Source organism: Haemophilus haemolyticus M19501, assembly GCF_000222025.1.
GTDB lineage: Bacteria > Pseudomonadota > Gammaproteobacteria > Enterobacterales > Pasteurellaceae > Haemophilus > Haemophilus haemolyticus_G.
Genome location: NZ_AFQO01000016.1, coordinates 38,202 through 59,664 on the forward strand (window position 1 = coordinate 38,202; position 21,463 = coordinate 59,664).

Here is a 21,463-nt window from a genome sequence, read left to right on the forward strand (position 1 = left end):
CTTATTTTAATAAGTAAACGATTGCGTTACTTTATTACGGGAGTATTTAATAAACAAGTGTAATTTTCAGCAATGAGAGGTTTAACGGATAAGCTACGATTCCGTTAAAAATAATTCCAATAGTTCATTGAGAAATAACTTGCCATGCTCAGTGATTTGCCAAGAATCAGCGTTTTCCACAATATAGTTTTGTTGAATGGCAAAATCAATTTGATTTTTCACCGCACTTTGCAATAACCCTGTGTAATCTTCAAATTCTTGTTTGGGTACCGCTTCTAACAAACGAAAGCGATTCATGAAAAACTCAAAAGGGCGGTCAATTTCTGGCACGTTTTTTTCTTCGTAAAGATATTCGCCACGCAAGTAACCTTTCGGGTGCTTTGTTTTAGCAAAGCGGGTAATTTCACCATTCGGAAACGTCAATTTCCCGTGTGCGCCACATCCAATGGCTAAATAATCCCCAAATCGCCAATAATTCAAATTATGTTTACATTGAAAACCCGCTTTTGCGTAAGCCGAGGTTTCATATTGCTGATAGCCTGCTGCGGTTAACAGTTGGTGGCCTTGCTCAAAAATATCCCAAAGCTCATCATCATCTGGCAATTTAGGTGGGCGGTAAGCAAACATCGTATTTGGCTCAATAGTGAGCTGATACCAAGAAAGGTGAGGAGGAGATAGCTCAATAGCTTGGCGAAGATCATCTAAGGCTTCTTCCAGCGTTTGGTTCGGCAAACCGTGCATTAAATCCAAATTGAAACTTTTTAGCCCAGAAACTTTCGCTAAATTGACCGCACTTTTTGCCTCCACTGCATTATGAATTCGCCCAAGACGCTGTAATTTGTCATCATTGAAACTTTGAATCCCCATAGAAATTCGCGTAATGCCTGCTGAAACATAACCTTTAAAACGTTCAGCTTCTACCGTGCCAGGATTAGCCTCTAATGTGATTTCAATATTATCTTCAAAATCAATCTGCTTTTTTATTTCTTTTAAGAGATACGCAATGCTTTCTGCCGAGAACAAACTTGGCGTACCGCCACCAATAAAAATCGAATGGAGTTTTCGTTGTTGAATGGAATCGTTAAAGCGCTGTAAATCAGCCCTAAGATCTTGTAGAAGGTGATGAATATAGTCTTGTTCTGGTATATCGCCTTTTTGTGCGTGCGAATTAAAATCACAATAAGGGCATTTTTGAACGCACCATGGAATGTGTATATAAAGGGAAAGTGGAGGAAGTTTGAGCATGCTGTTATTAACAAGTTTTAAATGTGAGAACAGTTGAAAAAGTACAAATTAACGTTGTGTAAATATGAAATTTTAGCTGACACTGTGAATGTTGATAAAAAGGGCCTGTTTTCACAAGCCCTAAAACATTCAATTAATTGACCGCTCTTGTTGTCTTACTGGTCGCTTTACGGCGTGGTGATTTTGCCGCTTTAGCTTCAACTCTGACAAACTCAATGCCTTCAGGCGGATTTTCCAAAGCAAGACCAAGCACTTCATCAATGGTTTCTACTGCATGAATCGCAAGATTTTGTTTCACGTTTTCTGGAATTTCTTCGAGATCTTTAACGTTCTCTTTTGGAATTAATACGGTTTTAATTCCGCCACGATGTGCCGCAAGAAGTTTTTCTTTTAATCCACCGATTGGTAATACTTTACCGCGTAAACTGATTTCACCTGTCATGGCTACATCCGCACGCACAGGATTACCTGTTAAACAAGAAACTAATGCAGTACACATTGCAATACCAGCACTCGGGCCATCTTTTGGTGTCGCACCATCCGGCACGTGAATGTGAATATCGCGTTTCTCATGAAACTCAGAATTAATACCAAGTTTATCCGCACGAGCGCGCACAACAGTCATGGCTGCTTGGATGGATTCTTTCATCACATCGCCTAATGAACCAGTGAAAGAAAGTTTTCCTTTGCCCACAACGGAGGCAGTTTCAATAGTGAGTAAATCACCGCCCACTTCTGTCCAAGCTAGACCTGTCACTTCACCAATGCGGTTTTGTGTGTCAGCTTTGCCAAATTCAAATCGTTTGACACCAAGATAATCGTGCAGATTATCTGAATTTACCGTGATAGATTTGAGTTTTGGATTTACTAATAAATTTTTCACTGCTTTACGGCAGATTTTTGAAATTTCACGTTCTAACCCACGAACGCCCGCTTCACGCGTGTAATAGCGGATAATATCTAAAATTGCACTTTCTTCTACGGTAAGTTCGCCTTTCTTCAAACCATTACGTTCAATTTGTTTCGCTAACAAATGACGCATCGCGATATTAAGTTTTTCATCTTCTGTGTAACCAGAAAGACGAATAACTTCCATACGATCCAATAATGGACCTGGAATATTCATAGAGTTTGATGTTGCGACAAACATTACATCAGAAAGATCATAATCCACTTCTAAATAGTGATCGTTAAATGTAGTATTTTGCTCAGGGTCTAATACTTCAAGCAATGCTGATGCTGGATCGCCTCGCATATCGGATGCCATTTTGTCGATTTCATCAAGCAAGAATAACGGATTTTTCACCCCCACTTTTGCCATCTTTTGAATTAATTTGCCCGGTAATGCACCAATATAGGTTTTACGGTGACCACGGATTTCTGCCTCATCGCGAACACCGCCTAATGCCATGCGTACATATTTACGACCAGTGGCATTAGCAATAGATTGACCAAGAGAGGTTTTACCTACGCCTGGAGGGCCAACTAAGCAAAGAATGGGGCCTTTCACTTTGTTTAAACGAGCTTGTACTGCAAGATATTCAAGAATACGTTCTTTCACTCGTTCTAAACCATAGTGATCGGCATCTAATACTTGTTGTGCTTTCGAAATGTCTTTTTTCACTTTAGAACGTTGATGCCAAGGCACTTGGATCATCCATTCAATGTAGCTACGAACAACGGTTGCTTCAGAAGACATGGCTGACATCATTTTGAGTTTTTGTAACTCATTTTCCACTTTGTCGCGTACCTCTGCGGGCATGCCTGCTGCTTCTACTTTTTGACGAAGTTGTTCAACTTCATCAATCGTGTCTTCATTTTCGCCACTATCCATTTCTTTGCGAATGGCTTTAATTTGTTCGCTTAGATAATAGTTACGTTGGCTTTTCTCCATTTGTTTTTTTACACGACCGCGAATGCGTTTTTCAACTTGAAGAATGTCTGCTTCTGATTCCATCATGCCAAGCAGATATTCTAAGCGATCTTGCACGTTGGCAAGTTCCAACAGGCTTTGTTTATGGCGAACATTTACTGGCAAATGCGCAGCCATTGTGTCAGATAAGCGATCTGCATCACCAAGACGATGAAGTGCATTTAATACATCTGCAGGGAATTTTTTATTTAAGGTGAGATAATTTTCGAATTCAGAAAGTACCGCTTTTTTCGCAACATCTAACTCTTTCTCATCACCATAAGTGGTTTCGATAGGGGTAATTTTGGCAGAAAAGCACTTTTCGCCATCTTCAAGGCTGTTAATTTTCGCGCGATTTTGACCTTCAACTAGCACTTTTACTGTGCCATCAGGTAATTTTAGTAGCTGAATAATGTTAGCAATGGTACCCACATCAAATAAATCTTCGGGGGTTGGTTCTTCCAAATCCGCTTCTCTTTGAGATACCAAAAGAAGCTGTTTATCATCGTTCATCGCTTCTTCAAGGGCATTAATTGATTTTGCGCGCCCTACAAAAAGTGGCATCACCATATAAGGGAAAACGACGACATCGCGTAATGGCAATACGGGCATCGTACGTTGGGTATTCTTCGCCATAATTTATCTCTCTTAATTCTTTCCGATAATTTGGGTAAATATTGGGGTAGGGAAAAAGGAATTCAAGGAAAAGATTATAACAAAATCTGAGTTATAAAGTGGGTTTTAAACAAAAAAGAATTTTGGCAAATGACGTGATAATCGCTAAAATGGCTGACAATTTTATTAAATTTCACAAAATATTGAGTTATGTCCACGAAAAATAATTTTATTTTCCCTACTTATGTTCAAATGTATCCTTATTCCAAGGATCGCCCTTTTCTCAAACAAGTGCGGGAAAAATTACGCTATTATGGCTATAAATGGTTGTATCAAAAGCAATGTAGCCAATTAGTGGATTTTCTTAATACAGAAACTCAATGGCAGCCTTTATTTACACAAGATTATTATCGTATCAATACAATTCTTACTACTTTTTGTGATAAACGCTTTTCTGCTTCAGAACGTTTAACGGCGATTACGGAGAATTTACGTTTGGCAGAAGAAAAAATGGGACGTTCGCTTTGCCAACAATTATTGGATCAGCAAAATATCGTGTTAACACAATTAACAGATGATTTGCGTTTATCTTTGAGTATCAATCATATCGATCCCTTTGAAGGATATTTTTCTATTAATATTCGTAATCAACATAATGAGCGAGTATATGATGCTTCTTTCACTTTTTTGAGCCCGAATAAATTGCTTATCGCCTCGATTCAAGGCCCCTCAAGTGACAATGCTCAAGAGCTTGTGAAACAGGCTACGAAATCATTGCACGGTATGCGTCCAATGTTTCTGTTAGTCAATGCATTCAAAATGCTCGCTGAAAAATGGCAATGTGAGCTAGTGGGCATTCCGCACAAAGCGCAAGGAAAATATCGTCTTTCTGCGCGCAGTAAGATTTTGTTTAATTACGATGAGTTCTGGCAAGAGAATCAAGGGGAATATCGCCATAATTATTGGCAATTACCTTTGGATATTGAACGCAAACAATTAGAAGATATCGCAAGTAAAAAACGTTCTATGTATCGTAAACGTTATGAAATGTTAGACCAAATGGCATTGGATATTCAGCAACTTTAATGAAGAAAGTGCGGTAAAAATGAGAGAAATTTTTACCGCACTTTTCAATTAGTTTTCTTGTTTTTTCACTTCATCCCACAACAAATCTAATTCAATCAGTGGCACATCATTAACTTGCTTACCTTGTTGTTGAACCGATTGTTCTACTGTTCGAAAACGACGTTCAAATTTTAAATTTGCTTTCCGCAATGCATCTTCAGGATCACATTTTAAGTGACGAGCAAGATTGACCGTTGCGAACAATAAATCGCCGATTTCTTCTTCCACTTTATTTTGTTCAATCGAAGTGCGGTTAATTTCAGCTTGAACTTCTTCTAATTCTTCCCGCACTTTGTCAAATACGGGTGAAATTTCTTCCCAATCAAAACCTACTTTTGAACAACGTTTTTGTAATTTTGCCGCTCGTGTAAGAGAAGGTAAAGCACGAGGTACATTATCTAAAATAGAGGTTTCTGCACTTTTACCTTGTTTTTCTTTGGCTTTCATTTCGTTCCAACGGGAAAGAGCTTCTGTTTCGTCCCCCGCTTTTGCATCGCCAAACACGTGAGGATGACGGCGCACAATTTTTTCAGCGATATCTTGCAATACATCGTCAAAAGTAAAGTATTTATCTTCCGTTGCAAGCTGGCTGAAGAAAATGACTTGCAACAATAAATCGCCTAATTCTTCGCGTAAATTTGGTATATCTTTTTTCTCAATCGCTTCGATTACTTCGTAAGTTTCTTCCGTTAAGCAAGGAATCATAGATTGATAATTTTGTTTTAAATCCCAAGGGCATCCGCCATTTGGATTACGAAGTTGGGCAATGAGTTGAATAAAATCTTGAATAGAGTAGCGCATAATTTTATTTCCTTTGATGGAATGTTTTGGATAGTATAACGAACAAGAAAAATGGTGCAAATACCATCGCTTTTTAGGCGTATTTTCTTTATACTTTGCGCATTAAAACATTATTGATAAAGCTGGGAAAAATGGAAAAAATTATTATCGACCACGATCGTTTTCTTCGCACGATTTCGCGTATTTCTCACGAAATTATTGAAAAACATCAAACGTTGGATGATCTTGTTATTGTTGGGATTAAACGCCGTGGCGCGGAAATTGCAGAATTATTACAACATCGAGTTGAAGAATTAAGTGGTATAAATTTACCCTCAATGGAACTGGATATCACCTTTTATCGCGATGATTTAACTTTGGTTGATCAGGAAGATAAAATGCCAGTTTATAGTGGTTCATCACAATATTTGAATATTCAAGATAAAACCGTCATTTTGGTTGATGATGTATTGTTTACTGGTCGAACCATTCGAGCAGCAATGGATGCACTCACCGATTTTGGTCGTGCTGCAAAAATTGAATTAGTGATTTTTGTTGATCGTGGCCATCGTGAATTACCAATTCGTGCTGATTACGTAGGTAAAAATGTGCCAACAAGCCGTGATGAACTTGTCCAAGTTCGCACTGAAAAACAAGATGGCTGTTACGAAGTCGTTATATTAGGGAAATAAATTTTGTCTATTGTGAACCTTCAGTAGAATTGTTACTCTAACCAACGTTATTGACTCTTTTTTGATGAGATGAAAATGAAAAAATTTATTCTAAAATCTTTTTTATTGGCTACTTTAGGTTGTGTTGCTTTTATTTCTATGGCCCAAGCTGGGGAACGTGTTGTCGCAACAGTAGATGGTATTCCTATTTTAGAAAGCCAAGTTCGTGCAAATATGGGTAAAAAAGGCGATCGCCAAAGTGCACTTGATAAAATTATTGATGATCTTTTAGTACAAAAAGCGATTCAAGAATCTGGTGTGAAAATTGATCCTCGAGAAATCGATCGTGTAGTGGAAGATACTGCGGCAAGAAATGGTTTAACTTATGGTCAATTTTTGGATGCGTTAGATTATCAAGGCATTTCATTAAATACATTTCGCCAACAAATTGCCAATCAAATGATGATGGGGGCAGTGCGTAATAAAGCGATCAATGAAAGCGTTGCGGTGACGCGTGAAGAAGTTGTTGCGCTTGGTCAAAAAATGTTAGATGAGGCAAAATCGCAAGGCACAGCACAAAAAGTAACGGGTAAAGAATACGAAGTTCGTCATATTTTGTTAAAACTTAACCCGATGTTAAATGATGCACAGGCCAAAGCTGAATTAACAAGAATTCGCTCTGATATTATTGCGGGCAAAATGACTTTTGCAGATGCGGCTTTAAAATATTCTAAAGATTATTTATCAGGTGCGAATGGCGGTAGTTTAGGTTATGCGTTCCCAGAAACTTATGCACCACAGTTTGCGCAAACCGTCGTGAAAAGTAAACAAGGTGTGATTTCTGCACCATTTAAAACTGAGTTTGGTTGGCATATTTTGGAAGTAATTGGCGTACGTGATGGTGATCTTACAGCAGAAGCCTACACACAAAAAGCATATGAACGTTTAGTGAACACTCAATTACAAGATGCGACGAACGATTGGGTTAAAGCATTGCGTAAAAGAGCGAATATTCAGTATTTTAATAAATAACAAAGTATCAAAAATAAAGGGGCTTAATTGCCCCTTTTGTTGTTTTTTATTTTCTCTTTCTTATATCTTATGAAGAAATTTTTAATTGCGATTTTACTTTTAATTTTGATTTTAGCGGGCGCGGCGAGTTTTGCTTATTACAAAATTACTGAATTTGTCAAAACACCAGTAAATGTGCAGGCAGATCAACTTTTAACGATTGAACGTGGTACAACAGGTTCAAAATTAACCGCGCTTTTTGAGCACGAAAAGTTAATTGATGATGGGAAATTATTACCTTATTTGCTGAAGTTAAAACCTGAGCTAAATAAAATAAAAGCAGGGACTTATTCTCTTGAGGGTGTGAAAACGTTGCAAGATTTATTGGATATCATTAATTCCGGCAAGGAAGCGCAATTTAGTGTGAAGTTTATTGAAGGTAAAACGTTCAAGGAATGGCGTAAAAACCTTGAAAACGCACCGCACTTAAAACAAACCTTGCAAGGTAAAAGTGATAAAGAAATTATGGCGTTATTGGATATTCCAGCCATTGCAAAAGCCGTTTACGAATGGAATAACATGGATGGGTGGTTGTATCCAGATACCTATAATTACACGCCAAACTCAACAGATCTTGAATTATTAAAACGTTCAACGACTCGTCTACAAAAAGCCTTAGATAAAGCGTGGAATGAACGTGATGAAAACCTCCCATTAGCGGATCCGTATCAGATGCTGATTTTGGCTTCTATTGTGGAGAAAGAAACGGGGATTGCGGCGGAGCGCCCACAAGTGGCTTCCGTATTTATTAATCGCTTAAGAGCCAATATGAAACTACAAACTGACCCAACCGTGATTTATGGAATGGGTGAGAGTTATACCGGTAATATTCGTAAGAAAGATTTGGAAACGATAACCCCTTACAATACCTATATGATTGAGGGGCTACCACCAACACCAATTGCGATGGTGAGTGAGAGTGCTTTACAAGCTGTGGCTCATCCAGCAAAAACAGACTTTTATTATTTTGTTGCCGATGGAAATGGCGGCCATAAATTTACTCGTAATCTGAACGAGCATAATAAAGCCGTGCAAGAATATTTACGTTGGTATCGCAGCCAGAAAAATGCCAAATAAAAAGTGCGGAAGAAAATATGAAAGGAAAATTTATTGTCATTGAAGGTTTGGAAGGCGCGGGGAAAAGCTCTGCTCATCAGTCTGTTGTGCGAGTCTTGCATGAACTCGGTATTAAAGATGTGGTGTTTACTCGCGAACCGGGCGGAACACCATTGGCAGAGAAATTACGTCATCTCATCAAACATGAAACCGAAGAACCTGTGACAGCGAAAGCAGAGTTATTAATGCTTTATGCAGCACGTATCCAGTTGGTGGAAAATGTGATTAAACCTGCCTTAATGCAAGGGAAATGGGTGGTGGGTGATCGTCACGATATGTCATCTCAGGCATATCAAGGGGGGGGGACGTCAATTAGACCCGCATTTTATGCTCACCTTGAAAGAAACCGTATTAGGTGATTTTGAGCCAGATCTCACGATTTATTTGGATATAGATCCGAGCGTCGGTTTAGCGCGAGCTCGTGGACGTGGCGAGTTAGACCGTATTGAGCAAATGGATTTGGATTTTTTTCACCGTACTCGAGCACGCTATTTAGAATTAGTAAAAGATAATCCAAAAGCAGTAATGATTAATGCTGAGCAGAGTATTGAACTTGTGCAAGCTGATATCGAAAGCGCGGTAAAAAATTGGTGGAAATCAAACGAAAAATGACCGCACTTTTAAAAATAAAAAATCGGCAAGAAAATTTCCTGCCGATTTTTTTGTTACTACTAAACTTAAAACGTCCACTGTAAATTCAGCTCACCTTGTTTAGCGTGATGATGCTTGCCTGTTTGACGATTGAATGTAGCTTGTAAGGTTAAGCCCGTAGGGTGGGCGTAAGCCCACGAAAAAAAGAATATTATTAATAATACTACATTGGCTACATTAGCTGGAATTGAAAGAGCGGTAAAAAATTGGTGGAAATCAAACGAAAAATGACCACACTTTCGAAATAAAAAAATCGGCAGAAAATTTACCTTGCCGATTTTTTGTTACTACTAAACTTAAAACGTCCACTGTAAATTCAACGCACCTTGTTTAGCGTGATGATGCTTGCCTGTTTGATGATTGAATGTAGCTTGTAAGGTTAAGCCCACGAAAAAAAGAATATTATTAATAATACGCGTGGGCTTACGCCCACCCTACATTGGCTACATTAGCTGGAATTGAAAGCGCGGTAAAAAATTGGTGGAAATCACACGAAAAATGACCGCACTTTTAGAATAAAAAAATCGGCAGAAAATTTTCCTGCCGATTTTTTTGTTACTACTAAACTTAAAACGTCCACTGTAAATTCAGCGCACCTTGTTTAGCGTGGTGATGTTTGCCTGTTTGGCGATTGAATGTTGCTTGTAAAGTTAAGTGAGATTTAATTTTCAATGCTACACCTAATTGACTTTCAATTGCCATTTTATTGTTTATCACTCGACGTTCATTGTCTATTTCCACGCCGAAAGGTTTTTGTTGGTAAATTGAATTGACAGCAACAAATGGTTGGAAAATGACACCATTAGTAAAAGTAAATTGGGCTTTAGCTTGTGCGCCCACTCGAGTTTGTAATTGGCGAGAGCCAAGTAAATTTACTTTACTATTACCACTATCGGTTAAGCCGCCATTTACACCCAAATAAGTCAATTGTGCCTGTGGTTGTAGGTAAAAACGAATTTGAGTGCCTTTTTCAGTTAAGTGTTCTGCCAATAAAGCATTGTAACCTGCTTCAATTGAGGCAGTAATACCTTTTGAAGTAAAACGTTCTGTACCATCTTCAGTGTTAATGCGGTGGCGGAAACGTTGATATTGTGCCCAGCTATCAACATACGCACCTGTTTGTTTATCTTGAAGTTGATGCCAAGTGGCATAAACGCCTGCGCCCAAGCCTTTCATATTTCCCGTTGTAAGATTATCTGCATCTGGATTGCGGAAAGTGCTACGTTGTTCTGCCTGTCCGCCCATTAAGCCAACGGAAAGTTGATAGTCTTGATGCTGTAAGGAGAAAACATCGCCACCAAGTTGTATGCCTTTACGATTGCCTTCTACTGGTGCAGTCTTACCTTGTACATTTTGGCTTAAGTGACCACTAATTAAACGCAACCACAAGCCTTTGCGCGGTAAAGTGCGGTCAAAAATATCGCTGTTTTTGTCGTTTAAACGCAAGGCGAATAACGTATTGGCGGCTTGAGCCTGTTGTGCATAGGAGGCGACAAGATGAGTTGGAATGGCGAGTTTTTCTACACCGATACAAAAACCGTTTGGACATTGTCGTAAAAATAAACGATATCTGCCTTTTTTATATTCTTCTAAAAGATAAAACGCATTCGGTTCAACATCGGTTTCTGTTTTGATGAGTTGTCGGTAAGTCAGGTTTTTTAAATTGTTTAAGGCTTTTTCTTCAAAAACAATAGCCGTTTTTCCTGTTACCTTGCTTTTTAACGTTAATACGGGCTTGTCAGCCTCTCTTTCGCTTAAATCATAAGCAAAGCGAATATAATTGTTTCCGATGTCACTATGATAGCCTGTATCGCCAAAATTTCTTTTTAAATATTTTTCGTTATCCAAGGCATTATCGGGGGTTGGTCTAATACGGCTTTCGCCTACAACAAGGCTGTCATTTTTGGTATTAAAACGAATATGGCTATTGAATAAATTTAAATAACTAACATCAGAATCCCAACGAGGCTCCCAAAGAGAATTCTCTAAGTCTAATCGGTAAAGATGAATAATTTGCCCAATAACGTGGGAATTTTCGGAAACTTTTAATCTAGGAAAGGGGCTAGTCAATGAAGACCAATCCGCATATATAAATGGATTTCTTATGAAGTGTTTATAATACAAATCAGCAACATTACCAACAGCAAGAATTTCACTGTTAATATTGCTATGTTTTACTGTTCCATAAGAATTGAAAATATCATTGCGATAATGATTATACAGCCAGCTATCGCCGCTTCCATCATTTAATTGAAAATATCCCAGCTGGGCGGCTGCGATTATAGGAGCGGTTTTTAATTTTGTTCTCAATTCATCAATATATTTTTTAGCTTGTTCTTCCGTATAGCCATTTCTTTCTTTAACGCCAAATCCCTGAACGAAAGCAGCCGTGTAGCCGGGGGTATAAGGGCTGTCGAAAAAAGAGATCTTTTTGTCAGGATCAATAGGTTTATCATCAATTGGGATATAAAAAATTGGATACGAGAAATTTCCTGTTGCTGCCCCCTCAATGTCATGACGGAGACCAGTTGCTTTTGGCACATCAAGCCTGAACAAATCATCTTTCCAATATTCACTATTTCTATCACGAAGTTTTTTTAAGCGGGTAATTTCATCATCAGTGAGCTTGGTTTTGTCGTAAACGTAATCAACAGCCAAAAGCGGGGAAGAATAAAGAACAGAAAACAATAGACTTACAATAAATGATTTTTTAAACTTCTGCTTGCTTGCTTGCTTGCTTGCTTGCTTGCTTGCTTGCTTGCTTGCTTGCTTGCTTGCTTGCTTGCTTGCTTCGAGTTTCATAATAAATTTTCCTTTGTCAAGTAAAAATAAATGGGGCGTGGATCTTAGCATAAAAACTGAACAAAAAATGTTATTTGGTTTAAATTTTCTCTATTTATTTCTTATTTATTAAAAGTAAACGTTTGCTTTTTGCTATTTTGTCAAGCCAGTTTGAAAATGTGTATAATTGCCCTCGTTATTCACAAAATTTCTGGAAAAATGACCGCACTTTACCCTTGGCTAATGCCTACTTACCATCAAATTGCTCAAACCTTTGACGAAGGGTTGGGGCATCATGCTGTGCTGATTAAAGCTGATTCTGGTTTAGGTGTAGAACGTTTATTTAATGCACTTGCACAGAAAATAATGTGTGTGGCTCAAGGCGATAAGCCTTGTGGTCAATGCCATTCTTGTCATTTAATGCAAGCCCATAGTCATCCAGATTATCATGAATTGAGTCCTATTGACGGTAAGGATATTGGCGTCGATCAAGTACGCGATATTAATGAAATGGTTGCGCAGCACGCACAACAAAATGGTAATAAAGTGGTGTATGTGCAAGGTGCGGAACGTTTAACGGAAGCCGCTGCCAATGCGTTATTGAAAACATTGGAAGAGCCTCGTCCAAATACTTATTTTTTACTTCAAACAGATAGTTCGTCAAGTTTGTTGGCAACTATTTACAGTCGATGCCAAGTGTGGAATCTGTCCGTGCCTAATGAACAAATGGCTCTTGATTGGTTGAAATCAGAAAGCGCGGCTGAAAATCAGGAAATTTTGACCGCACTTGCGATGAATCTTGGACGACCACTTTTAGCATTGGAGACTTTACAACAAGGGCTGATTGAACAGCGTAAAAACTTCTTACGTCAATTTTGGGTGTTCTATCGCCGACGTTCACCATTGGAATTACTTCCGTTGTTTGACAAAGAACGTTATGTTCAGCAAGTAGATTGGATTTTGGCTTTTCTTTCCGATTGTTTAAAACATAGACTTGAAATTAACAGTCATCGACAAGTGGCCGATCTTGGCCGTGGTATCGAACAATTCAGTAACGAGCAAACAGCTCTTGGTTTATTACAAGCAATCAAAATTATGCAAAAAGTGCGGTCAGATTTGCTTGCAATTAATGGTGTGAATGTTGAATTAATGCTATTGGATGGCTTGACGCGATTAGTCACAGAAGTATTTGAAACGCAATAAATTAAAGATATATTGTCTATGGCGTTCAAGCCTTAGGCATAAGGAAAAATAATTATGTTCATTGTAGATTCCCACTGCCATTTAGATGCGTTGGATTATGAAAATTTACACAAAAATATCTCGGATGTGGTGGAAAAAGCGCGCGCACGTGATGTGAAACATTTGCTCGCGATTGGTGTAACCTTAAGCCGTTTTGAGCAGGCTTATGACTCTTTACGGGAATTTAATAATGTCTCGCTTGCTTGCGGTGTCCATCCCCTTGATTTTGAAGAGGAACCTTATGACGCAGAACGCTTATTGCGTTTAGCGCAAGATCCAAAAGTGATTGCTATTGGCGAAATTGGCTTAGATTATTATTACAGCGCGGATAATAAAGCGGCGCAACAAGCGGTGTTTGGTAGCCAAATCGATATTGCAAACCAATTAGACAAGCCTGTAATTATTCATACACGTTCGGCAGGCGATGACACCATTACAATGTTACGCCAACACCATGCTGAAAAGTGCGGTGGCGTTATTCATTGTTTTACGGAAACCATGGAATTTGCGAAAAAAGCGTTGGATTTAGGTTTTTACATTTCTTGTTCTGGTATTGTAACCTTTAAAAATGCCGAAGCGATTCGTGAGGTTATTCGTTATGTGCCAATGGATCGCTTATTGGTGGAAACGGATTCGCCTTATCTTGCGCCAGTGCCTTATCGAGGAAAAGAAAATCAACCAGCTTATACGAGAGAAGTCTGTGAATACGTGGCAACCCTAAAAGACGTTTCTGCAGAGGCGTTTGCTCAAATCACTACACAAAATTTCGAGCGTTTATTTAAAATTCGTGTAGAATAAATGCACAGTTCTGACAAGGGAAAAGTATGCGAAAGTTTTTTAAATATTTCTTATTTATTGTTGTTTTTTTATTCCACGGTTTTATGTTTTCCGTAGTGAATTATGTGTTCCCCCATTATGATGTGACACGTGTTACTGGCGTAGAAGTTAAACGTGTTGATAAAGATGGCCCAATCACAAAATCGAATCCAGCTGATGGCCCAACACGTGATGTGTATTACATCAATACGCAAAATGATGATGGCAAAATTATGGTGTATCGCAATGAAGATACACGTTGGGGTTTCCCGTTCTACTTCAAATTTGGATCAGCCAATTTACAGGCTGAAGCGCAGGCTTTGGGTAATGACAACAAACTTGTGCAAATTAAATACTATGGTTGGCGTATTACGATCATGGATGAATATCGTAATGCAACCTCAATTAAAGAAATGACCGCTGATGACACACCAAGCAATCCGATCGTTTCGTGGATTTTATATGTATTCTTGCTGGCGACATTATTTTTGTCTATCCAATTTATTCGCGGCTGGTTTGACAGCGACAAGTAATATCCCAAACGGCCGCAAAGTGCGGTCGTTTTCTTTTATATTTTTGAGTAATGATTATGGAATTATTTCATACTATTTTGGCAATTGTGGCTTTAATTTTAAGTAGCGCAGTTGTTTCTTCTGCTGAAATTTCTCTGGCGAGTTCTCGCAAATTAAAATTACAATCTCTTGCAAATGAAGGAGACGTGCGCGCGCTTCAAGTGCTTAAATTACAAGAACATCCTGGTCGTTTTATTACGGTGGTTCAAATCGGTTTGAATATGGTAGCGATTTTGGGTGGGGGAATTGGCGAAAGTGCGCTAAGTCCTTATATTGCAGATATTTTAAATCGTTCTTTTGAAGGAAGTTGGATTGAACCAACCGCCTCTACAATTGCGTTTGTGTTGGTTACTTGTTTCTTTATCTTATTTGCTGATCTTATTCCAAAACGTATTGCCATTACTTATCCTGAAATGGTAGCGTTGCGCGTTGTCGGCATTATGAATTTCAGTATGTTTGTGTTTAAGCCGCTTGTGTGGTTTTTTGATACGCTTGCTAATGTATTTTTCCGCTTATTTCGTATTTCCACTGTGCGTGAAGATGGCATGACCTCTGAAGATATTTTCGCTGTAGTAGAAGCAGGCGCAGAAGCAGGTGTATTAAAAACTCAAGAGCATTATCTCATTGAAAATATTTTCGATATGCAATCACGTACAGTGACTTCCACCATGACAACCCGTGAAAATATCGTGTATTTAGACCGCACTTTTTCTCGCCAAGAAGTCATGGATACGCTTTCTCGTGATTCTCATTCTAAAATTGTGATTTGTGACAATAGCCTCGACAAAATCTTAGGTTATGTAGAATCCCATACGTTGCTCACCATGTATTTGCAGAATGAAAATGTGGTGCTCACAGATCCTAAACTACTCCGTAAAGCATTATTTGTGCCTGATACGCTTTCTCTTTACGAAGTGTTGGAATTGTTTAAATCTACTGGCGAAGATTTTGCGATTATTGTGAATGAATATGCCCTTGTAGTGGGTATCGTTACGCTAAATGATGTCATGAGTATTGTCATGGGGGAATTGGTTTCTAACGAAGAAGAATATATTGTGAGTCGTGATGAAAATTCATGGCTTATTGATGGCGCAACGCCATTAGAAGATGTGACACGAGTGTTAGATATTGAATCTTTCCCAGATGAAGAAAATTACGAAACCATCAGTGGTTTTATGATGTATATGTTACGTAAAATCCCGAAAAAAACCGATTCTGTGGTTTACGGAAAATACAAGTTTGAAGTGATTGATACGGAAAACTTTAAAATCGATCAGATTTTGGTGTCGTTGGTGAAGGAGTAGGAGTAAAAATGACTCAACGAGAATATGAAAGTCGTCAGCGAGCAGTTCAATTTGCGCTGGATAATAATCGTTTAGAAGGATTAACGACGGATGATGATCTTTTGCAACTTTCTCAAGAATGGATGAAAGGCAACATTTCTTATCAGCAATTACAGGATAGAGTGTATGAAATATACGGGATCTGATCCCTTTGTATATGAAAACGGTGTGCTTGTTAATAAGAAAAACATTTCTGATTCTGCAGAATTAGAAAGGCTAGAGAGAGTTATCACTTATGTTAAGGCATTAGAACTAAAAGAAAATCCTGTAAAAGGCAAATTTAATCTTGCGCATTTAAAGAGAATTCATAAACATTTGTTTGGTGATCTTTATCCTTGGGCAGGAAAAATACGTGATGGTTACCTTCAAAAGGGTGAGCAAGATTTTATGATGGGGTATCGTATTGAGCCCGAATCAAAAAAATTGTTTACTCAGTTAAAAAAAGAAAATTATCTTAAAGGTTTATCTTTACCTGAATTTGCGGAACGCTTGGCTTATTATTTCGGCGAAATTAATGCTATTCATCCTTTTAGAGAAGGAAATGGCCGAACACAACGTGTTTTTTTAGTTCAATTATCGAAAGAAGCCGGCTACGAGCTAAGTTTTAAGCATGTATCGCAAGAAGAAATGATTTCGGCTTCGATAGAAGCTCATAAGCTAAACTACAAACCTTTAGAAAAGATTATTTTGAATGGACTCATATCCTTATAGATAACATTCGCTACCTTGCTTAATCCCACGCAGCCAGTATAATGGCTGCGTTTTTGTTGATTCTCAATTAGGTATGACTATGTTTAAAAAAATCTCTGTTTTATTTTTTACGTTAATGTTGGCAGGTTGTTCTTCTTGGTCATCGGTTACCAACTATATTCCATTTATGGGGAACGATAAAAAAGTGATTGATTTAGATAAAGATAAAATCGATCAGAAATCCTATGCAGCAGCTTATGAAGCGACTGTAGCGACATATAAAGGTCGCGTGAATGAAAATTTCTTTGTAGATAATTTTGCAAGTGGTGCGAATGACTGGTATTTAGGCCGTATTTTAGTTCCTGTGAAACAAATTCAGGATAAACTTTACACTGGCGGCCATGATTCTGATGTATATGCTTATTATAGCGGCGTGTTACATGCGGAAGCCTTGCAAGCTAATATTAAACGTTTGAACGCAAATTGTTGGGAAAAAGTGGATTCGCAAAGCATGACTCAAGGTATTTATGATGCGATGCGTGATTTGCAAAAAGGCAAAGAGCGCGGTGAAAATGATGAATATATTGCGCAAGGTAGTGAAGCACTGCTGAAAGCCTGCACATCTAAATAATTGTTTTTCAACAAGCTGCTGGTCGATTTATTTCACCAGCAGCTTTATTTTTAAATTATTAAGGAGCAAGAATGTTAGAACTTTCGGAAAGCAACATTCATTTAAATGCTAACGCAGCTGATAAACAACAAGCGATTGAAATGGCAGCGTCCGCATTAGTTCAAGCAGACAATGTCGAAAATGGTTACTTGCAAGGAATGCTAGCGCGTGAACAGCATTCCTCAACCTTTTTAGGTAATGGCATCGCTATTCCTCATGGCACCTTGGATACTCGTTCGATGGTAAAGAAAACAGGTGTGCAAGTGTTTCAATTTCCTCAAGGCATAGAATGGGGCGAAGGAAATATTGCTTATGTCGTGATTGGTATTGCGGCGCGATCTGATGAGCATTTGTCCTTATTACGTCAACTTACTCACGTTTTGAGTGATGAAGATACCGCAGCAAAATTAGCAAAAATAACGGATATTGCTGAATTTCGTGCGATTTTAATGGGCGAGACAATTGAGCCATTTGCAATTCCTACTGCCAATATCAGTTTAGATGTAGATACCCAAAGTTTATTAACTTTAGTCGCGATTAATGCGGGGCAATTGCAGGTGCAAAGTGCGGTGGAAAATCGTTTTATTTCTGAAGTGATTAACAATGCGGCATTACCGCTTGGCAAAGGGTTATGGGTAACGGATTCTGTCGTAGGAAATGTGAAAAATGCCTTAACATTTAGTCGTGCCAAAACGATTTTTAGCCACAATGGCAAAGCGGTAAAAGGCGTGATAACTGTTGCAGCCGTCAGTGATCAAATTAATCCAACTTTAGCGCGTTTATTAGATGACGATGTTCAAACAACCTTGCTCAATGGTAATTCAACAGAAATTTTGACCGCACTTTTGGGTTCATCGAGTGATGTTGAAACTCAATCTGTAGAAGGTGCCGTTGTGGGAACTTTTACGATTCGTAATGAACATGGTTTACATGCGCGTCCAAGTGCAAATTTGGTTAATGAAGTGAAAAAATTCACTTCGAAAATTACTGTGCAAAATCTTACTCGTGAAAGTGAAGTCATCAGTGCAAAAAGTTTGATGAAGATTGTTGCGCTTGGAGTAACACAAGGGCATCGTTTACGTTTTGTGGCAGAAGGGGAAGATGCTAAACAAGCTATTGAAGCATTGAGCAAAGCGATTGCTGATGGTTTGGGCGAGAATGTTTCTGCTGTGCCGCCATCTGAACCAGATACCATTGAGATTATGGGAGAACAAATTCACGCACCAGCGGTAAGCGAAGATCATAACTTGCCAGCAAATGCTATTGAGGCAGTTTTTGTGGTTAAGAACGAACACGGTTTGCACGCTCGCCCAAGTGCAGTGTTAGTAAACGAAGTGAAAAAATATAATGCCTCTGTGGCGGTTCAAAATCTTGATCGTAATTCTCAATTAGTGAGCGCGAAAAGCTTAATGAAAATTGTGGCATTAGGCGTAGTGAAAGGGACTCGTTTACGTTTTGTTGCGACGGGCGATGAAGCGCAACAAGCTATTGACGGAATCGGTGCTGTGATTGAATCGGGTTTAGGTGAATAGTATGGCAAGCGTCGTAACAATTACTTTAAATGCCGCCTATGATTTAGTCGGCCGTTTAAATCGTATCCAACTTGGTGAAGTAAATACCGTAGAAACCCTTGGCTTATTTCCTGCTGGGAAAGGCATTAATGTCGCAAAAGTACTAAAAGATTTAGGCGTTGATGTTGCAGTAGGCGGTTTCTTGGGCAAGGATAATTCAGCTGATTTCGAGCAAATGTTTAATAAGCACGGTTTGGAAGATAAATTCCACCGAGTTGATGGCAAAACGCGTATCAATGTAAAAATTACCGAGACTGAAGCTGATGTGACAGATTTAAATTTCTTGGGATATCAAATAAGCCCACAAGTTTGGCAACAATTTGTGACGGATTCTTTGGCTTATTGTTTAAATTATGACATTGTCGCAGTGTGTGGCAGTTTACCTCGAGGTGTGTCTCCTGAATTATTTGCTGATTGGTTGAATCAGCTTCACCAAGCTGGCGTTAAAGTGGTGCTTGATAGTAGCAATGCTGCGCTCACCGCTGGATTAAAAGCGAAACCTTGGCTAGTAAAACCCAATCATCGAGAACTTGAGGCTTGGGTTGGTTATCCATTAAATCGTCTTGAAGAAATTATTGCCGCTGCACAGCAACTCAAAGCGGAAGGCATTGAAAATGTGATTATTTCAATGGGCGCAGAAGGTTCTTTATGGATTAATAATGAAGGCGTGCTCAAAGCCGAACCACCAAAATGTGAAAATGTAGTGAGTACTGTTGGAGCAGGGGATTCCATGGTAGCAGGCTTAATTTATGGTTTTGAAAAAGGTTTATCGAAAGCTGAAACCTTAGCGTTTGCTACGGCTGTGTCCGCTTTTGCAGTGTCTCAAAGTAATGTCGGTGTGAGTGATTTGAGTTTACTTGACCCCATTTTAGAAAAAGTACAAATAACGATGATTGAAGGATAGTATGAAGTTATTTTTAACCCAATCAGCTAATGTAGGCAATGCGAAAGCCTATTTATTACATGAAGTTTTTCGAGCAGCTGCGCAAAAAGCGAATGTCTCTATTGTAGAAACACCAGCCGAAGCAGATCTTGTTCTCGTATTTGGTTCTGTATTACCAAATAACCCAGCTTTAGTCGGTAAAAAAGTCTTTATTATCGGAGAAGCTATCGCCATGATTTCTCCTGAAGTCACGCTGGCAAATGCCTTAGCGAATGGGGCAGATTATGTTGCACCGAAAAGTGCGGTGAGTTTTACAGGTGTTTCTGGTGTAAAAAATATTGTTGCGGTAACGGCTTGTCCAACTGGCGTTGCGCATACGTTTATGTCAGCCGAAGCGATTGAAGCCTATGCGAAAAAGCAAGGTTGGAATGTAAAAGTTGAAACCCGAGGTCAAGTTGGGGCTGGCAATGAAATTACTGCAGAAGAGGTCGCGGCGGCTGATTTGGTATTTGTTGCAGCAGATATTGATGTGCCTTTAGATAAATTTAAAGGTAAACCAATGTACCGCACTTCAACAGGATTAGCCTTGAAGAAAACTGAGCAAGAATTTGATAAAGCATTTAAAGAAGCCAAAATTTTTGATGGTGGAAATAATGTAGGATCAAAAGAAGAAAGCCGTGAGAAAAAAGGTGTGTACAAACACTTAATGACTGGTGTTTCTCATATGTTACCGTTAGTGGTTGCAGGGGGATTGTTGATCGCGATTTCCTTTATGTTCAGTTTTAATGTGATTGAAAATACTGGGATTTTGCAAGATCTTCCAAATATGTTGATGAATATCGGTAGTGGCGTGGCGTTCAAGTTAATGATTGCTGTGTTTGCCGGTTACGTTGCATTTTCTATCGCTGATCGTCCAGGGCTTGCAGTTGGTTTGATTGCTGGGATGCTGGCAAGTGAAGCGGGCGCAGGGATTCTTGGCGGTATTATTGCGGGTTTCTTAGCGGGCTATGTGGTGAAAGGGCTGAATGTGATTATTCGATTGCCAGCAAGCCTAACTTCATTAAAACCGATTTTAATTTTACCGCTCTTGGGTTCGATGATTGTTGGCTTGACGATGATTTACCTCATCAATCCACCAGTGGCTGAAATTATGAAAGAGCTAAGTAATTGGCTTACTTCAATGGGCGAAGTGAATGCGATTGTGTTAGGTGCAATTATCGGCGCAATGATGTGTATCGATATGGGCGGGCCGGTAAATAAAGCCGCATACACCTTTTCTGTTGGATTGATTGCTTCCCAAGTTTATACGCCAATGGCTGCGGCAATGGCCGCGGGTATGGTTCCACCAATTGGTATGGCAGTTGCCACTTGGATTGCTCGCAATAAATTTACCGTTAGCCAACGCGATGCGGGGAAAGCATCATTTGTCCTTGGTTTATGCTTTATTTCTGAAGGTGCATTACCATTTGTGGCCGCAGATCCAATTCGTGTCATTATTAGCTCTGTGATTGGTGGTGCGGTGGCTGGTGCGATTTCAATGGGATTAAATATTACATTACAAGCTCCACACGGCGGATTATTTGTCATTCCATTTGTATCTGAGCCATTGAAATATCTTGGTGCAATTGCGATTGGTGCTTTATCAACAGGTGTGGTTTACGCCATTATTAAATCGAAAAACAATGCGGAATAATACCGCACTTTGAATG

General features: G+C 39.0%; 18 protein-coding genes and 1 pseudogene. 15 read left to right on the forward strand and 4 right to left on the reverse strand.

The window, feature by feature from the left end; all coding sequences use genetic code 11:
• Window positions 1–93: 93 nt before the first annotated feature.
• Both hemW and lon read right to left on the reverse strand, forming a co-directional pair.
• Window positions 94–1,245, reverse strand: coding sequence for a radical SAM family heme chaperone HemW (hemW, locus tag GG9_RS00810; RefSeq protein ID WP_005632712.1), 1,152 nt, complete (start codon window positions 1,243–1,245; stop codon window positions 94–96).
• A gap of 133 nt (window positions 1,246–1,378) precedes the next feature.
• Window positions 1,379–3,793 (reverse strand): endopeptidase La, encoded by a 2,415-nt coding sequence (gene lon, locus GG9_RS00805; protein WP_005632713.1) that lies wholly within the window; start codon window positions 3,791–3,793, stop codon window positions 1,379–1,381.
• Window positions 3,794–3,982: 189 nt separating this feature from the next.
• On the opposite strand from lon, the gene GG9_RS00800 reads away from it, so the two are divergent.
• On the forward strand, window positions 3,983–4,858 hold the full coding sequence (locus tag GG9_RS00800) for a VirK/YbjX family protein (protein ID WP_005632716.1): 876 nt from the start codon (window positions 3,983–3,985) through the stop codon (window positions 4,856–4,858).
• A 48-nt stretch (window positions 4,859–4,906) separates the two neighbouring features.
• Here the strand turns inward: GG9_RS00800 and mazG are convergent, their stop codons facing one another.
• Window positions 4,907–5,698: a nucleoside triphosphate pyrophosphohydrolase gene (gene mazG / locus GG9_RS00795; protein WP_005632717.1), complete on the reverse strand. Its 792-nt coding sequence runs from the start codon at window positions 5,696–5,698 to the stop codon at window positions 4,907–4,909.
• A gap of 131 nt (window positions 5,699–5,829) precedes the next feature.
• Between mazG and pyrR the strand changes: the two genes are divergently transcribed.
• The 4 genes and pseudogenes from pyrR to tmk all read left to right on the forward strand — a co-directional run bounded on the left by pyrR (window position 5,830) and on the right by tmk (window position 9,147).
• On the forward strand, window positions 5,830–6,369 hold the full coding sequence (gene pyrR / locus GG9_RS00790; RefSeq protein ID WP_005632719.1) for a bifunctional pyr operon transcriptional regulator/uracil phosphoribosyltransferase PyrR: 540 nt from the start codon (window positions 5,830–5,832) through the stop codon (window positions 6,367–6,369).
• Between the two features lie 75 nt (window positions 6,370–6,444).
• On the forward strand, window positions 6,445–7,380 hold the full coding sequence (locus GG9_RS00785) for a peptidylprolyl isomerase (RefSeq protein ID WP_032825184.1): 936 nt from the start codon (window positions 6,445–6,447) through the stop codon (window positions 7,378–7,380).
• 69 nt (window positions 7,381–7,449) lie between these two features.
• Window positions 7,450–8,496 carry an endolytic transglycosylase MltG gene (mltG, locus tag GG9_RS0108985; RefSeq protein ID WP_032825197.1) on the forward strand — a complete coding sequence of 349 codons (1,047 nt, stop codon included), beginning with the start codon at window positions 7,450–7,452 and terminating at the stop codon, window positions 8,494–8,496.
• A 17-nt stretch (window positions 8,497–8,513) separates the two neighbouring features.
• Window positions 8,514–9,147, forward strand: a pseudogene (gene tmk / locus GG9_RS0108990) (dTMP kinase).
• 606 nt (window positions 9,148–9,753) lie between these two features.
• Here tmk and GG9_RS00780 read toward each other — a convergent pair.
• Complete coding sequence (locus GG9_RS00780; protein WP_005632725.1) at window positions 9,754–11,988, reverse strand: autotransporter outer membrane beta-barrel domain-containing protein; 2,235 nt, start codon at window positions 11,986–11,988, stop codon at window positions 9,754–9,756.
• Between the two features lie 198 nt (window positions 11,989–12,186).
• On the opposite strand from GG9_RS00780, the gene GG9_RS00775 reads away from it, so the two are divergent.
• The 10 genes from GG9_RS00775 (at window position 12,187) to GG9_RS00735 (ending at window position 21,447) form a co-directional block, all read left to right on the forward strand.
• Complete coding sequence (locus tag GG9_RS00775; RefSeq protein ID WP_032825201.1) at window positions 12,187–13,170, forward strand: DNA polymerase III subunit delta'; 984 nt, start codon at window positions 12,187–12,189, stop codon at window positions 13,168–13,170.
• Window positions 13,171–13,224: 54 nt separating this feature from the next.
• On the forward strand, window positions 13,225–14,007 hold the full coding sequence (locus GG9_RS00770; RefSeq protein WP_005632730.1) for a TatD family hydrolase: 783 nt from the start codon (window positions 13,225–13,227) through the stop codon (window positions 14,005–14,007).
• 26 nt (window positions 14,008–14,033) lie between these two features.
• Entirely contained in the window at window positions 14,034–14,558 is a 525-nt protein-coding gene (locus GG9_RS00765) for a DUF1523 family protein (RefSeq protein ID WP_005632734.1), read from the forward strand.
• Window positions 14,559–14,608: 50 nt separating this feature from the next.
• On the forward strand, window positions 14,609–15,901 hold the full coding sequence (gene paeA / locus GG9_RS00760) for a polyamine export protein PaeA (RefSeq protein WP_005632735.1): 1,293 nt from the start codon (window positions 14,609–14,611) through the stop codon (window positions 15,899–15,901).
• Between the two features lie 8 nt (window positions 15,902–15,909).
• On the forward strand, window positions 15,910–16,086 hold the full coding sequence (locus GG9_RS09585; RefSeq protein ID WP_157997938.1) for an antitoxin VbhA family protein: 177 nt from the start codon (window positions 15,910–15,912) through the stop codon (window positions 16,084–16,086).
• Window positions 16,067–16,651, forward strand: a complete 585-nt coding sequence (locus GG9_RS00755; protein WP_005632737.1) for a Fic/DOC family protein — start codon at window positions 16,067–16,069, stop codon at window positions 16,649–16,651. The genes GG9_RS09585 and GG9_RS00755 overlap by 20 nt, the downstream gene beginning before the upstream one ends.
• A gap of 79 nt (window positions 16,652–16,730) precedes the next feature.
• Window positions 16,731–17,261 carry a hypothetical protein gene (locus tag GG9_RS00750; protein ID WP_005632738.1) on the forward strand — a complete coding sequence of 177 codons (531 nt, stop codon included), beginning with the start codon at window positions 16,731–16,733 and terminating at the stop codon, window positions 17,259–17,261.
• Between the two features lie 71 nt (window positions 17,262–17,332).
• Window positions 17,333–18,832 (forward strand): fused PTS fructose transporter subunit IIA/HPr protein, encoded by a 1,500-nt coding sequence (fruB, locus tag GG9_RS00745; protein ID WP_005632740.1) that lies wholly within the window; start codon window positions 17,333–17,335, stop codon window positions 18,830–18,832.
• A gap of 1 nt (window position 18,833) precedes the next feature.
• Complete coding sequence (gene fruK / locus GG9_RS00740; protein WP_005632741.1) at window positions 18,834–19,775, forward strand: 1-phosphofructokinase; 942 nt, start codon at window positions 18,834–18,836, stop codon at window positions 19,773–19,775.
• A 1-nt stretch (window position 19,776) separates the two neighbouring features.
• Window positions 19,777–21,447 carry a fructose-specific PTS transporter subunit EIIC gene (locus GG9_RS00735; RefSeq protein WP_005632742.1) on the forward strand — a complete coding sequence of 557 codons (1,671 nt, stop codon included), beginning with the start codon at window positions 19,777–19,779 and terminating at the stop codon, window positions 21,445–21,447.
• Window positions 21,448–21,463 lie beyond the last annotated feature (16 nt).

Excerpts from the sequence above, each read along its gene's own strand:
- hemW (WP_005632712.1), bottom strand. The coding sequence starts at position 1,245 with ATGCTCAAACTTCCTCCACTTTCCCTTTATATACACATTCCATGGTGC.
- lon (WP_005632713.1), bottom strand. The coding sequence starts at position 3,793 with ATGGCGAAGAATACCCAACGTACGATGCCCGTATTGCCATTACGCGAT.
- GG9_RS00800 (WP_005632716.1), top strand. The coding sequence starts at position 3,983 with ATGTCCACGAAAAATAATTTTATTTTCCCTACTTATGTTCAAATGTAT.
- mazG (WP_005632717.1), bottom strand. The coding sequence starts at position 5,698 with ATGCGCTACTCTATTCAAGATTTTATTCAACTCATTGCCCAACTTCGT.
- pyrR (WP_005632719.1), top strand. The coding sequence starts at position 5,830 with ATGGAAAAAATTATTATCGACCACGATCGTTTTCTTCGCACGATTTCG.
- GG9_RS00785 (WP_032825184.1), top strand. The coding sequence starts at position 6,445 with ATGAAAAAATTTATTCTAAAATCTTTTTTATTGGCTACTTTAGGTTGT.
- mltG (WP_032825197.1), top strand. The coding sequence starts at position 7,450 with ATGAAGAAATTTTTAATTGCGATTTTACTTTTAATTTTGATTTTAGCG.
- GG9_RS00780 (WP_005632725.1), bottom strand. The coding sequence starts at position 11,988 with ATGAAACTCGAAGCAAGCAAGCAAGCAAGCAAGCAAGCAAGCAAGCAA.
- GG9_RS00775 (WP_032825201.1), top strand. The coding sequence starts at position 12,187 with ATGACCGCACTTTACCCTTGGCTAATGCCTACTTACCATCAAATTGCT.
- GG9_RS00770 (WP_005632730.1), top strand. The coding sequence starts at position 13,225 with ATGTTCATTGTAGATTCCCACTGCCATTTAGATGCGTTGGATTATGAA.
- GG9_RS00765 (WP_005632734.1), top strand. The coding sequence starts at position 14,034 with ATGCGAAAGTTTTTTAAATATTTCTTATTTATTGTTGTTTTTTTATTC.
- paeA (WP_005632735.1), top strand. The coding sequence starts at position 14,609 with ATGATTATGGAATTATTTCATACTATTTTGGCAATTGTGGCTTTAATT.
- GG9_RS09585 (WP_157997938.1), top strand. The coding sequence starts at position 15,910 with ATGACTCAACGAGAATATGAAAGTCGTCAGCGAGCAGTTCAATTTGCG.
- GG9_RS00755 (WP_005632737.1), top strand. The coding sequence starts at position 16,067 with ATGAAATATACGGGATCTGATCCCTTTGTATATGAAAACGGTGTGCTT.
- GG9_RS00750 (WP_005632738.1), top strand. The coding sequence starts at position 16,731 with ATGTTTAAAAAAATCTCTGTTTTATTTTTTACGTTAATGTTGGCAGGT.
- fruB (WP_005632740.1), top strand. The coding sequence starts at position 17,333 with ATGTTAGAACTTTCGGAAAGCAACATTCATTTAAATGCTAACGCAGCT.
- fruK (WP_005632741.1), top strand. The coding sequence starts at position 18,834 with ATGGCAAGCGTCGTAACAATTACTTTAAATGCCGCCTATGATTTAGTC.
- GG9_RS00735 (WP_005632742.1), top strand. The coding sequence starts at position 19,777 with ATGAAGTTATTTTTAACCCAATCAGCTAATGTAGGCAATGCGAAAGCC.